The following is a 12,863-nucleotide window of genomic DNA, read 5'->3' on the forward strand; positions in this document are numbered from 1 at the left end:
ACCACCATGACCATCGAGATCCCCACGCCGCAGCCCGAGGACAAGTTCTCCTTCGGTCTCTGGACCGTCGGCTGGCAGGGCGTCGACCCGTTCGGCGGCGCGACCCGCCCGCCGATGGACACCGTCCACGCGCTGGAGAAGCTCGCCGAGCTGGGCGCGTACGGCGTGAACTTCCACGACGACGACGTGATCCCCTTCGGCAGCGACGACGCCACCCGCGACGCGATCATCGAGCGGTTCAAGAAGGGCCTGGCCGACACCGGTCTCGCGGTCACGACCGCGACCACCAACCTGTTCAGCCACCCGGTCTTCAAGGCCGGCGGCTTCACCAACAACGACCGCGACATCCGCCGCTTCGCGCTGCGCAAGGTGATGCGCAACGTCGACCTCGCCGCCGAGCTCGGCGCCAAGGTGTACGTCGCCTGGGGCGGCCGCGAGGGCGCGGAGTACGGCGCCTCGCAGGACACCGCGGTCGCGCTGGACCGGATGAAGGAGGCCTTCGACCTCCTGGGCGAGTACGTCACCGAGAAGGGCTACGACCTCCGCTTCGCCATCGAGCCGAAGCCGAACGAGCCCCGCGGCGACATCCTGCTCCCGACGATCGGTCACGCGCTCGCGTTCATCAACGAGCTGGAGCGGCCCGAGCTGGTCGGCGTCAACCCGGAGATCGGGCACGAGGAGATGGCCGGCATGAACGCCGCGGCGGGCTACGCCCAGGCGCTGTGGGCCGGCAAGCTCTACCACATCGACCTCAACGGCCAGAACGGCCCGAAGTACGACCAGGACCTGCGCTTCGGCGCCGGCAACGTCCGCGGCGCGTTCTGGGTGGTCGACACCCTCCTCGCCGGCGGGTACGACGGCCCGGTCCACTTCGACTACAAGCCGGCGCGCATCGAGGACGAGGCCGGCGTGTGGGTCTCGGCCGCGGCCAACATGCGCAACTACCTCATCCTGCGCGAGAAGGTGAAGGCCTTCCGCGCCGACCCCGAGGTCCAGGCCGCGCTGGCGGCCGCCAAGCTCCCCGAGCTGGCGCAGACCACGCTCGGTGAGGGCGAGGGGTGGCAGCAGCTGCTCGACTGGCCGCTGCCGGACCCCGAGCTCCTGGCCCAGCAGGGCGCCGCGGTCGAGCACCTCGACCAGCTCGCCCTCGAGCACCTCTACGGTGTCCGCTGACCGACCGGCCAGCACGGAGCGCCTGAGGCGGCAGAACGCCGCGCTGGTGCTCCGCAGCCTGCGCCAGCTCGGACCCGCGACCCGGGCCGAGCTGGCGCAGCGCACCGCCCTCGCCAAGGCCACGGTCGGCGTGATCGTCGCCGGCCTGGAGGAGGCCGGGGCGGTCACCGAGTCCTCCGCCGAGAGCGAGGTCCGCAGCGGCGCCCGGGGTCGGCCCGGGCGCCCGGTGGCGCTGCGCGGCGAGCCCTGGGTCGGCCTGGGCCTGGAGCTCAACGTCGACTACGTCGCCGCGGTCGTGCTCGACCTCGCCGGGCAGGTGCGGCTCACCGAGACCCGCCCGGTCGCCCTCGACGGGGGCGTCGACGAGGCGGCCCTGACCGGGCTGGCCCGTGACGTCACCGCCCGCTGCCGGGCCGCCGGGCAGGTCCTGGTCGGCGCGACGGTCGCCGTACCCGCGCTGGTGCGGGGCGACGACCGCACCGTCGCCTGGGCGCCGAACCTGGGCGTCGAGGGCCCGGGCCTGGCCGACGGGGTCGAGGCCCTGGTCGGCGCGCCGGTCCGGGTGCTGAACGACGCCAACTGCGCGGCGTACGCCGAGTCGCACCACGGCGCGGCGGTCGGCGCCGAGCACGCCCTCTACCTCACCGGCACCGTCGGCATCGGCGCCGGCATCGTCGACCGCGGCGAGCTGGTCCGCGGTGCAGCGGGGTTTGCCGGGGAGGTCGGCCACATGCCGATCGGCGACTCCTCGGCCCGCTGCGGCTGCGGGCGGCAGGGCTGCTGGGAGGCCTCGATCGGCCTGCACGCGGTGCTCGCGGCGGTCGGCATGCCGGAGCTGGACACCCCGCTGGAGACGGCCGCCGCGGTCGCGGAGCGGGCGGCGCTCGACCCCGGCGTACGGGCGGTGCTGACCCGGGTGGGGGAGGACGTCGGTCTCGGCCTGGCGATGCTGGCCGGCGTGCTGGATCCGGAGGTGGTCGTCCTCGGCGGCTACTTCGTGCCGCTCGGCGAGCTGGTCCTGGCCCCCGCCCGGGCCACCCTCGACCGGCGACTCGCGTCGGCGGCCCAGGTGCGGCCAGAGCTGCGGCTCAGCACGCTCGGCATCCAGGCGGCCGCGCTGGGCGCGGCCGAGCAGGCCTTCGCGGACGTGTTCGCCGGCGATCTCGACCTGACGGCGCGCGAGGCCTCAGCCGGCGAGGCGTGAGCGCACGTCGACCAGGGCGTTGCCGAGTGCGGCGACCGGGTCGACGAAGAGCGGCTCGAAGGCGATCTCGGCCGCCCCGAGGAGCACCGAGTCCTCGCCCAGGCCCGGCAGCGCGAGGGTGACCGACTCCAGGGGAGCGGGCAGCGCGCGGTCGGCGAGACCGGCGTTGACCTCGGCGCCCACCAGCATGAAGAGCGAGCGGAAGTAGCCGCCGAGGACCACCAGGCGCGGGTTGAAGGCGTTGACGATGCTGGCCAGGCCGTGGCCGAGCGCCGTACCGGTGGCGCGCAGCTCGCGGGTCGGCTTGTCGAAGCCGCCGAGGACCTCGCCGAGCTGGGCGACCTTGTCGGCGGGGCAGTGGATCGCCTCGGCGATCGCGTGCGCGCCGACCTCGGTCTCCCAGCAGCCGAGGTTGCCGCAGTGGCAGGGACGGCCCTGCGGGTTGAAGCGCAGGTGGCCGAGCTCGCCGGCGTACCCGCCCGCGCCCTGGAGACGGTGGCCGCCGGTGATCACGCCGGCACCGACGCCGACGTTGCCGGAGACGTAGATGAGGTCGTCGATCCCGACGCCGGCGCCGCGCTGGTGCTCGGCGAGGGCGCCGAGGTCGGCGTCGTTGGCGATCGACACGGGGATGTCCAGGCCGAGCGCCGCCAGCACGATGCTGCCGAAGGAGACGTCGTGCCACTCCAGGTTCGGGGCCAGCCGGATCAGCCCGTCGCTGCGCCGGACCAGACCCGGGACGCTGACGCCGATCCCGACGAGGGGAGCGGCGGCCGGCGCGCCCTCGACGACGCCCCGGATCAGGGCGGCGACCGAGGCGCCGACCTGCCAGGCCTCGCCCCCGCCCCCGTCGATGGGGGCCTCGGTGCGCTGCTGGACGACGCCGCCCAGCCCGACCCGGGCCACCGCCGCGCGATCGACCCCGAGGTCGACCGCGATGACGTACGGGCCGTTGTCGGCCAGGGCGACCCCCGCGGAGGGTCGCCCGGCGCCCTGGCGCGCGCCGACCGGCAGCGCGCGCTCGGTGACGCCGAGCGACTCCAGCTCCGCGACCAGCCCGGCGATGGTGCTGCGGTTCAGCCCCATCATGCTGGTCAGCTCGGCGCGGGAGATGTGTCCCGCCCGGTGCACGTGGCGCAGGAGGGTCCCGAGGTTGTGGCGGCGCACGGCCTCCTGGTTGGTGCCGAGGCCCGCCCGTTGGCGGCTCATGGTGATCGGTCCGGTCTCGCCCTAGACGCCCGCTGCGGAGCGACGGCGGCGCGAGATCGCGTCGACGCTCGCGGCGAGCAGCAGCACGCCGCCGGTCACCACGAAGTTGATGTACGCCGCCTGGTTGAGCAGACCCAGACCGTTCGGGATGGTCGCGATGACCAGGCCGCCGATGACCGCGTCCATGGCCCGGCCGCGACCACCGAAGAGGCTGGTGCCGCCGATGACGGCCGCCGCGACGGCGTACAGGAGCACGTTGCCGCCGCCGGAGCCCGGCGAGACCTTGCCGGTGTACGACGCGGACAGCAGGCCGCTGATCGCCGCCATGCCGGTGCAGATCATGAAGGCGCTGATCTTGATCCGGGTCACGTTGATGCCGGCGCGGCGCGCGGCCTCGGCGTTGCCGCCGACGGCGTACAGGTGTCGGCCGAAGCGGGTCCGGGTCAGCACGAAGGTCCAGAACAGCAGCAGCGCGATGACGACCGGCAGCACCCGCGGGATCCCGGAGATCTCGAACAGGTTCGGGTTCGGGGCGCGGTTGGCGCTGAGCAGCGCCGTCAGGCCCAGGACGATCGCGGCGAGGACGACGATCTGGATGACGACCAGGGCCAGCGGCTGGTGGACCAGGCCACGCGCCGAGCGCGACCGGTAGCGCCACAGCGACAGGGCGGCGAACCCGACGACGATGAGGCCGGCTGCGATCCAGCCGGCGGTCACGGGGATGTTCTTGATCGACAGGCCACGCAGCACCGAGTCGTCGAACCGGAGCGAGCCGCCCGAGCCGATGAGCTTCAGCGGCACCGCCTGGAGCGCGAGGAAGAACGCCAGGGTGACCACGAAGGACGGGATGCCCAGGAACGAGACCAGTGAGCCGATCACGAACCCGATCACGGCACCGGCGGCGATGCCGGCGATCGTGGCCGCCCACCACGGCCAGTCGTAGTCGATCATCACCAGGGCGATGATCGTCGCCGAGGCGCCGCCAGCGACGCCGGCCGAGAGGTCGATCTCGCCGAGCAGCAGGACGAAGACGATGCCCATGGCCAGCACGATGATCGAGCTGGCCTGGATGACCAGGTTCGCCATGTTGTAGGTGGTGAGGAACCGGTCGTGCAGCGTCGTGAAGACGCCGAAGAGCACGACCAGGCCGAGGATGGCCGGGAGCGAGCCCATGTCACCGCCGCGGAGGCGGTTGAGGTAGTCACGCGCGGCGTCGCCGATGGTGGCGGCCTGGCGGTTGTCGTTGGCGAAGTCGCTGTCGGCGGTCTTCGCGGGGATGTCGGATCCGACGGTCATGATGAGGTCTCCGGTCCTTCTCAGACGGTCGCGGTCGCGGGGTTCTCGGCGATGCCGAGCTCCCCGGAGCGTCCGGTCGTGATGAGCTCGACGATCTGGGTCTGGTTGACGTCTTCCTTGAAGACGTCGGCCGCGACCCGGCCGAGGTAGAGAGCAGTGATGCGGTCGGCGACCTCGAGCACGTCGGTCATGTTGTGCGAGATCAGCACCACGCCCAGTCCGCGGTCGGCGAGGCGGCGCACCAGGTCGAGGACCTGGCGGGTCTGGGCCACACCGAGGGCGGCGGTCGGCTCGTCCAGCAGCACGACCTTCGAGTTCCACAGCACGGCCTTGGCGATGGCGACGGTCTGGCGCTGGCCGCCGGAGAGGCTGGCCACGCTCTGGCGCACCGACTTCACGGTGCGGACCGACAGGGAGGCGAGGGTCTCTCGCGCCTTCTCCTCCATCGCGTTGTCGTCGAGCACGATGCCCGAGCGCAGCTCGCGGCCGAGGAACATGTTCTCGACGATGTCGAGGTTGTCGCACAGCGCGAGGTCCTGGTAGACGACCTCGACGCCGAGGTCCGCGACGTCGCGCGGACCGTGGACGTTGACCTGCTCACCGTCGAACAGGTAGTCGCCCGTGTCCCGGCCGTAGATGCCGGCGATGATCTTGACCAGGGTGGACTTGCCGGCGCCGTTGTCGCCGACGAGGGCGGTCACCTGGCCCGGGTAGACGGCGAAATCGACGTCGTGCAGGACGTGCACCACACCGAAGCTCTTGTTGACCCCGCGCAGCTCGAGCAGCGGTTGTGTCATGAGGTCCCACTCTCCTCAGTAATTGTTGTTCGGAAGAACGAAAGGCGCCCGGGCCGAGGGTACGAGCCAGGCGCCTCTCGTGGAAGGAGGCAGGCCGCCGACCGATCCGGTCGGCGGCCTGCCCGGCGGGGATCAGGAGATCCCGGCCTCCGTGCAGAGAGCGGCGAAGTCGCCGGTGCAGACGTCGGCGGCCTTCTGGCCACCGTCGTCGATGACGTCCTTCACGTTGTCCTTGGTGATGGACTGCGGCTCCAGCAGGATCGAGGGGACCTCGCTGTCGTCCGAGGAGTCGACCGTGGTGCCGGTGACGTCGGCCTCCTCGCCCTTGGCCAGGGCGATGGCGACCTCGGCCAGCGCGCCGGCCTCCTGCGTGGCGGACTTGTAGACCGTCATGCACTGCGTGCCGGCGAGGACGTTCTGCAGACCCTCGACCGTGGCGTCCTGACCCGTGACCGGGACCTTGCCGGCCTGGCCGTTGCCCTCGAGGATGCCGATGGCGGCGCCACCGAGACCGTCGTTGGCGGCGAGGACGCCGTCGACCTTGCCGTCAGCAGCGGTGTAGAGCTGCTGGAAGATCGTGGCCGCCTGCTCGTTGTCCCAGTCCGGGACGGCCTGCTCGCCGACGACCGTGTAGTTGGTCTTGGCGTCGAGGACGCTGTGGGCGCCCTCCGCGAACAGGGTCGCGTTGTTGTCCGTGGGCGACCCGTTCAGGTAGACGATGTTCGCGTCCTTGTCGCCCAGGCAGTCGGCCAGGCCCTGGCCCTGCAGCTCGCCGACGACGGTGTTGTCGAACGAGACGTAGTACTCGGCCGTGCCGCCCAGGGTCAGGCGGTCGTAGTCGATGGTGGCCACGCCGGCCGCCTTGGCCTTCTCCTGGATCGCCGCGCCCGACTCGGAGTCGAGGTTGACGATGGCCAGGACGGTGACGCCGTCGCCGATCATGGTGTCGGCGATCTGGGTCATCCGCTCGGCGTCGCCGCCGGCGTTCTGGATGTCGGCCTCGACGCCGGCCGCCTTGAAGGCCGCCTCGAGGGCCGGCCGGTCCGCGCTCTCCCAGCGGACCGACGACTCCGTGTCGGGCAGGATGACGCCGACCTTGCCGACCTCAGACCCACCCTCGTTGCCCGAGCCGCCACCGCTGCCGGACGACGAGTCGTCCCCACATGCGGTGAGGGACATCGCCACGCCGAGCATCCCGACGATGGCCAAGCTGTGCTTTCGCTTCACGCGAACCGCCTCCTTGCGATTTTCGACCGCGCCCGCCCGTCCGTCCGTCGGAGGTTCGCCGCGCGTTTGTTGTGCGCCACAACATATGAGGTGACTGCAGTCACGTCTACCTGTGACGAGCGACGTTTCCGATCTGTTACCAAGCGGTCCGTACGACCCTTGACGAACGACGCGCGACCACGCTCAGGACGGGTCGATCCGGAGACGCTGGCGGGGGAGGCCCTGCGGGGCCTCGGTCCGCAGCCACCGGACCAGCGCCTCGCGGACGTGGCAGCGCAGGTCGAACAGGGTCGGGGCGTCGACGGCGGTGAGCAGCACCCGGACCCGGACGTAGCCGCCGACCGCGTCGACGACCTGGAAGTGCGCGACCCGGCCGTCCCAGAGGTCGGCCGTCGCCATGATCCGGTCGAGCTCGAGCCGCAGGGCGTCGGTGTCGACGTCCCAGTCCAGGTCCAGCTCGACCGCGCCCAGCAGCTCGGAGTTGCGCCGGGTCCAGTTCTGGAACGGCGTCGTCGTGAAGTAGGTGCACGGCAGGATCAGCCGCCGGTCGTCCCAGAGCCGTACGACGACGTAGCTCAGCGTGATCTCCTCGATCCAGCCCCACTCCTCCTCGACGATCACGACGTCGTCGATCTTGATCGCGTCGTTGAACGCGAGCTGGAGGCCGGCGAAGACGTTGGCCAGCGTCGACTGGGCGGCCAGCGCCGCGACCACGGAGATCAGGCCGGCCGAGGCCAGCACGCTCGCGCCGACCGCCCGGACGCCGGGGAAGCTGAGCAGGATCGCCCCCACCGCCATCACGACGACCGCGGCGACTGTGAGCCGCCGGATGATCAGCACCTGGGTGCGGACCCGGCGGGCCACCCGGTTGTCGCGGGTGTCGGTGCGCGCCCGGCCCATCCCGAGGTCCTCGACGAACAGCAGCGCGGCCGCGAGCAGCCAGGCGCCGGCCGAGATCGCCAGGACGCGGCAGCCCAGGCCGGCGGCGTCCCACCAGAGGTCCCCGCCGTCGTGCGGACGGACTCCTGCGACCCAGCCGTTCACCGCCAGGATCAGCACGAGCGCCCGGAACGGCAGCTTCGCCGTACGCACCAGCTCGTCGGCGGGCGGCCACCGTCGTACCAGCACCTTGGCGAGCAGGTGCACCACCAGGATCAGGACGAGTGCGCCGCCCAGCGCGGAGCCGGCGGCGACCAGGGCGTTCACGGGAGAGACAGCCATGTGGCCACCGGTCCCCGTGTCACCGCCCGCCGATGCGCCCCGTCCCGGTGCGGTCGGTCACTCCACAGGCCCTCAGCGGAGGGAGTACGTCGTGGTGCGCTCGCGGACGGGTCGGTCGATGCCGCTGCCGATCTCGATCAGCTCGGCGACGGTCTTGGCCGAGCCGTGCTCGGAGCCGGCCATCCGGGAGATGGTCTCCTCCATCAGGGTGCCGCCGAGGTCGTTGGCGCCGGCGTTCAGCATGGCGCGGGTGCCGTCGACGCCGAGCTTGACCCAGGAGGTCTGGATGTTGCGGATCCGGCCGTGCAGCAGGATCCGGGCCATCGCGTGCACCGCGAGGTTGTCGCGCAGGGTGGGGCCGGGGCGGGCCACGCCGGCGAGGTAGATCGGCGCGCTGGTGTGGACGAACGGCAGCGGCACGAACTCGGTGAACCCACCGGTCTCGTCCTGGATCCGGGACAGGACCCGGAGGTGGCCGACCCAGTGCTTCGGGTTGTCGACGTGGCCGTACATCATCGTGCTGGTCGTGGGGACGCCCACCCGGTGGGCGGTGGAGACGATCTCGATCCAGGTGCGGGTCGGCAGCTTGCCCTTGGTGAGCACCCAGCGGACCTCGTCGTCGAGGATCTCGGCGGCGGTGCCGGGCAGTGAGCCGAGGCCGGCCTCGCGAGCCTTGATGAGGAAGTCCTCGATGGACAGCCCGGTGCGGGCGGTGCCGTTGACGACCTCCATCGGCGAGAAGGCGTGCACGTGCATCTCGGGGACGCGCTGCTTCACCGCCGCGACCAGGTCGAAGTACGCCGTCGAGGGCAGCTCGGGATCGATGCCGCCCTGCATGCAGACCTCGGTCGCGCCGAGCTCCCAGGCCTCCTGTGCCCGGTCGGCGACGTCGTCGTACGACAGGGAGTAGGCGTCGGCGTCGGTGCGCCGCTGGGCGAAGGCGCAGAAGCGGCAGCCGACGTAGCAGACGTTGGTGAAGTTGATGTTCCGGTTCACCACGTAGGTCACGTCGTCGCCCACGGTCTCCCGGCGCAGCGCGTCGGCCAGCTTCACGACCTGCTCGAGGAGCGGGCCCTCGGCGGTCATCAGGGTCAGCGCGTGCTCGTCGGAGAGGTTGCCGGGGTCGGCCTCGGCGGCGGCCATCGCCTCGCGGCCCTCGGCGTGCAGCACGGCGGGAGCGCCGGTCGCGGACGCGGCGTCCTTGACCGAGTCCCAGTCGCCGTACACGTCGGTGAAGTCGGAGCGCCGGTCGTCGGTGCGGCCCTCGGTGTCGACGGCGGCGAACAGGTCGGTGCGTCCGACGCTCGCGAAGCCGCCGTCGGGCTCCTGCCACGGCAGCCCCGTCGGGCGTACGCCGGGCCGCGCCAGTCCGTCGTCGGTCGCGAGCGCGGCGACGTGGGCCGAGATGCGCGGGTCGAGCCACGGCTCGCCCTGGCGGACGTACTCGGGGTGCACGGTGAGCCGGGCCTGCAGGTCGAAGCCGCACTCCGCCGTGATCGAGCGCAGCCGCTCCAGCGAGGGCCAGGGCCGCTCGGGGTTCACGTGGTCGGGGGTCAGCGGCGAGACGCCGCCCCAGTCGTCGACGCCGGCGTCGAGCAGCGCGCGGCACTCGGCCAGGTCGACCAGGTTGGGTGGTGCCTGCATCCGGGCCTTGGGGCCGAGGACGAGGCGGGTGACGGCCAGCGCGGCGCGGTACTCGTCGAGGTCGAGGTCGTCGGTGTGCCGCATGGCGGTGTCGGGCTTGGCCCGGAAGTTCTGGACGATCACCTCCTGCACGGCGCCGTACGCCCTCGAGGTCGCGCGGAGCGCGAAGATCGTCTCGGCCCGCTCCTCGAGCGTCTCGCCGATGCCGACCAGGATCCCGGTGGTGAACGGGATGGAGAGCCGACCGGCGTCCTCCAGCACCCGCAGGCGTACGGCGGGGTCCTTGTCGGGCGAGCCGAAGTGGGCCAGCCCCTTGGTCTCGAACAGCCGCGCCGAGGTGGTCTCCAGCATCATCCCCATCGAGGGGGAGACGGGCTTGAGACGGTTCATCTCCTCCCACGACATGACGCCGGGGTTGAGGTGCGGCAGCAGGCCGGTCTCCTCCAGGACCCGGATCGCCATCGCCCGGACGTAGGCCAGCGTCGAGTCGTAGCCGCGCTCGTCGAGCCACTCGCGGGCCTCGGGCCAGCGGTCCTCGGGGCGGTCGCCCAGGGTGAACAGCGCCTCGAGGCAGCCCAGGACCGCCCCCTGCGAGGCGATCTCGAGGATCTCGTCGGGGGAGAGGTAGGGCTCGCGGCCCTCGCGCCGCGCGTGGCCCGGCGTCTCCACGAAGGTGCAGTAGTGGCACTTGTCGCGGCACAGCTTGGTGACCGGGATGAACACCTTCGGCGAGTACGTCACCACCCCCGGCCGTCCGGCCGCGACCAGGCCCGCGTCGCGCACCTTGGCGGCCGCCGCGGTCAGTCGCTCCAGGTCGGGTCCGGTGGCGGCGAGCAGCGCCGCCGCCTCCGGTACGTCGAGGGCCGCCCCTCGCTCGGCCCGCGCCAGGGCTCGTCGTACCTGCTGGGGAGTGGGCCGGTCCGTCACCTCGTCAGGCTAGCCTCGCCGCCCTGGTCCGTGGGTGAGGGACCGGTCACTGGGCCCCGGTCGAGCGACGAGGGCCACCAGATCCGTCCCCCGAGATCGAGGTTGAGCGCGGTCACCAGCACCGAGCGCACGATCATCGTGTCGAGCAGGACGCCGAGGGCGACCGCGACGCCGAGCTCGGCCAGGAAGACCAGCGGGATCGTGCCGAGCACCAGGAAGGTCGCGGCGAGCACCAGGCCGGCTGACGTGATGACCCCACCGGTCGAGCCGAGCGCGATCAGCGACCCCTGGCGGGTGCCGTGGACCGCCGCCTCCTCCCGGACCCGGGTCATCAGGAAGATGTTGTAGTCGATGCCCAGGGCGACCAGGAACACGAAGGTGAACAGCGGGAACGACGGGTCGGAGCCGGCGAAGCCGAAGACGTACTCGAACAGCAGCGCGGAGATCCCGAGCGCCGCCCCGAACGACAGCACCACCGTCAGCATCAGCAGGAGCGGAGCCAGCAGCGCCCGCAGCAGCAGGACCAAGATCAGGAAGACCACCACGAGCACGATCGGGATGATCACCACGTTGTCGCGGTTGGAGGCCACCTTGGTGTCGAGGTAGAAGGCGGAGCCGCCACCCACCAGGGCATCGGCGCCGTCGACCCCGTGCACCGCGTCCCGGGTGGCCTCGACGATGTCGAAGGCGGCGGTCGAGGAGATGTCGGCGTCGATCGTGGCCTCGACGTACACCCGGGTGTCGGAGACCGGCTTCGGCTCGAGCGGCGTGCCGAGTCCGTCGACGGTGCCGAGGGCCTCGCTGACGGCGCCCGCTGCCTCGGTGTTGGTGACGACCTGCACGGTGTTGGAGTTGTCGACCATGCCGTGCTCGACCAGCACCTTCTGGCCCTTGATGGAGTCGAACTCCTTCGTGTACGTGTCCTCCGTCGACAGGCCGGACGCGTCGAGGCGGAAGAGCCCGAGGCAGGCGATGGCCAGCAGGCCGGCCGTGACGACCCAGACCCGGCGGGGGCGACGGTCGATCCGCTGGCCGACCCGGGACCAGAAGCCGGTCGTGTTCGGCTCGTCCGAGCCGAAGGTGGGGCGTTTGGGCCAGAACACCCAGCGGCCGACGATGACCAGCAGGGCCGGCAGCAGGGTGACCATCACCAGGAACGTGATCGCGACCCCGACCGCGAGCACCGGGCCGAGACCGGCGGTCGAGTTGAGGTCGGCGAAGACCAGGCAGAGCAGGCCGACCACGACGGTGGCGGCGCTCGCCAGGATCGCGGGTGCCGCACGGTGCAGGGCGAAGGCCATCGCCTCGTGCCGGTCCTCGTGCCGGCGCAGCTCCTCGCGGTAGCGCGCGACGAGCAGCAGCGCGTAGTCGGTGCCGGCGCCGATGACCAGGATCCCGAGGATGGACTGGCTCTGGCCGTTGACGGTCAGGTCGGCGTACTTGGCGAGCAGGTAGACCACCCCGCCGGACACCGTGTAGGCGAAGACGGCGCTGATGATGGGCAGCAGCCAGAGGATCGGGCTGCGGTAGGTGAAGAGCAGGATCACGATCACGACCAGCAGGGTGATCAGGATCAGGTTGGTGTCGATGCCCTCGAAGGACTCGGCCGCGTCGGCCGCCTGGCCCCCGAAGCCCGCGAGATGGACCGTGACCCCGTCGATCTCCGCGATGTCCCGGATCTCGTCGGCCGCGTCGGGGATGTCGTTCCAGCCGTTGGCGCCGAAGTTGAAGGTCAGCGAGGTCACGGCGACCGCACCGTCCTCGGAGTAGCCGCCGAACCCGGCGGCCGCAGCGGCCTCGGCCGACAGCACCTCGCCGGTGACGCCGTCGATCTCGCCGAGCTCGACCGCCTGCTCGGTGATCGCCGCGCGGTCGTCGTCGGTGAGGCCGCCCTCCCGGTTGTAGACCACCAGCGTCGGGATGTCGTTGGGGTCGATCGTCGCCGAGAGCTCGTCGGCGACCTTGGTCGACTCGGCGCTCTCGGGCAGCCACGAGGACGCCTCGTTGTTCTGGACGTCGATCAGCTTCGAGCTCAGTGAGCCCATGGCCGCGAACATGGCGATCCAGAAGACCACGACGATCCACTTGGTGACCGGGCTCGTGAGTCGGCCGGCGATCTGACGGTGCATGGGGGGACTCCAGCAGGGAGGGGGAATCGAGGACAT

General features: G+C 71.7%; 9 protein-coding genes. 2 read left to right on the forward strand and 7 right to left on the reverse strand.

Annotated features, from left to right (window positions below):
* Positions 1–6: 6 nt before the first annotated feature.
* Together xylA and BLT76_RS01205 are read left to right on the forward strand one after the other, a co-directional pair.
* Positions 7–1,173, forward strand: a complete 1,167-nt coding sequence (gene xylA, locus BLT76_RS01200) for a xylose isomerase (protein WP_090849938.1) — start codon at positions 7–9, stop codon at positions 1,171–1,173.
* Positions 1,163–2,377: an ROK family transcriptional regulator gene (locus BLT76_RS01205; RefSeq protein WP_090849940.1), complete on the forward strand. Its 1,215-nt coding sequence runs from the start codon at positions 1,163–1,165 to the stop codon at positions 2,375–2,377. The genes xylA and BLT76_RS01205 overlap by 11 nt, the downstream gene beginning before the upstream one ends.
* On the opposite strand, the gene BLT76_RS01210 is transcribed toward BLT76_RS01205, so the two are convergent.
* The 7 genes from BLT76_RS01210 to BLT76_RS01240 form a co-directional block, all read right to left on the reverse strand.
* Positions 2,360–3,586 (reverse strand): ROK family protein, encoded by a 1,227-nt coding sequence (locus BLT76_RS01210; RefSeq protein WP_090849942.1) that lies wholly within the window; start codon positions 3,584–3,586, stop codon positions 2,360–2,362. The genes BLT76_RS01205 and BLT76_RS01210 overlap by 18 nt on opposite strands.
* Positions 3,587–3,607: 21 nt before the next feature.
* The gene (locus tag BLT76_RS01215; protein WP_090849944.1) at positions 3,608–4,882 is read right to left on the reverse strand and encodes a sugar ABC transporter permease; all 1,275 of its coding nucleotides are present in this window, start codon (positions 4,880–4,882) and stop codon (positions 3,608–3,610) included.
* 20 nt (positions 4,883–4,902) lie between these two features.
* Positions 4,903–5,679 carry an ATP-binding cassette domain-containing protein gene (locus tag BLT76_RS01220; RefSeq protein ID WP_090849946.1) on the reverse strand — a complete coding sequence of 259 codons (777 nt, stop codon included), beginning with the start codon at positions 5,677–5,679 and terminating at the stop codon, positions 4,903–4,905.
* Between the two features lie 132 nt (positions 5,680–5,811).
* Positions 5,812–6,906 carry a sugar ABC transporter substrate-binding protein gene (locus BLT76_RS01225; protein WP_244509202.1) on the reverse strand — a complete coding sequence of 365 codons (1,095 nt, stop codon included), beginning with the start codon at positions 6,904–6,906 and terminating at the stop codon, positions 5,812–5,814.
* Positions 6,907–7,089: 183 nt separating this feature from the next.
* Positions 7,090–8,127, reverse strand: a complete 1,038-nt coding sequence (locus BLT76_RS01230; RefSeq protein ID WP_090849948.1) for a mechanosensitive ion channel family protein — start codon at positions 8,125–8,127, stop codon at positions 7,090–7,092.
* Positions 8,128–8,199: 72 nt separating this feature from the next.
* The gene (locus BLT76_RS01235; protein WP_090849950.1) at positions 8,200–10,698 is read right to left on the reverse strand and encodes a bifunctional FO biosynthesis protein CofGH; all 2,499 of its coding nucleotides are present in this window, start codon (positions 10,696–10,698) and stop codon (positions 8,200–8,202) included.
* A complete protein-coding gene (locus BLT76_RS01240) occupies positions 10,695–12,827 on the reverse strand; it encodes an MMPL family transporter (RefSeq protein ID WP_090849952.1) in 2,133 nt (710 codons plus the stop codon). The genes BLT76_RS01235 and BLT76_RS01240 overlap by 4 nt, the downstream gene beginning before the upstream one ends.
* Positions 12,828–12,863 lie beyond the last annotated feature (36 nt).

It is taken from the genome of Nocardioides lianchengensis, assembly GCF_900101465.1.
GTDB lineage: Bacteria > Actinomycetota > Actinomycetes > Propionibacteriales > Nocardioidaceae > Nocardioides > Nocardioides lianchengensis.

Excerpts from the sequence above, each read along its gene's own strand:
- BLT76_RS01220 (WP_090849946.1), bottom strand. The coding sequence starts at position 5,679 with ATGACACAACCGCTGCTCGAGCTGCGCGGGGTCAACAAGAGCTTCGGT.
- BLT76_RS01230 (WP_090849948.1), bottom strand. The coding sequence starts at position 8,127 with ATGGCTGTCTCTCCCGTGAACGCCCTGGTCGCCGCCGGCTCCGCGCTG.
- BLT76_RS01210 (WP_090849942.1), bottom strand. The coding sequence starts at position 3,586 with ATGAGCCGCCAACGGGCGGGCCTCGGCACCAACCAGGAGGCCGTGCGC.
- xylA (WP_090849938.1), top strand. The coding sequence starts at position 7 with ATGACCATCGAGATCCCCACGCCGCAGCCCGAGGACAAGTTCTCCTTC.
- BLT76_RS01240 (WP_090849952.1), bottom strand. The coding sequence starts at position 12,827 with ATGCACCGTCAGATCGCCGGCCGACTCACGAGCCCGGTCACCAAGTGG.
- BLT76_RS01215 (WP_090849944.1), bottom strand. The coding sequence starts at position 4,882 with ATGACCGTCGGATCCGACATCCCCGCGAAGACCGCCGACAGCGACTTC.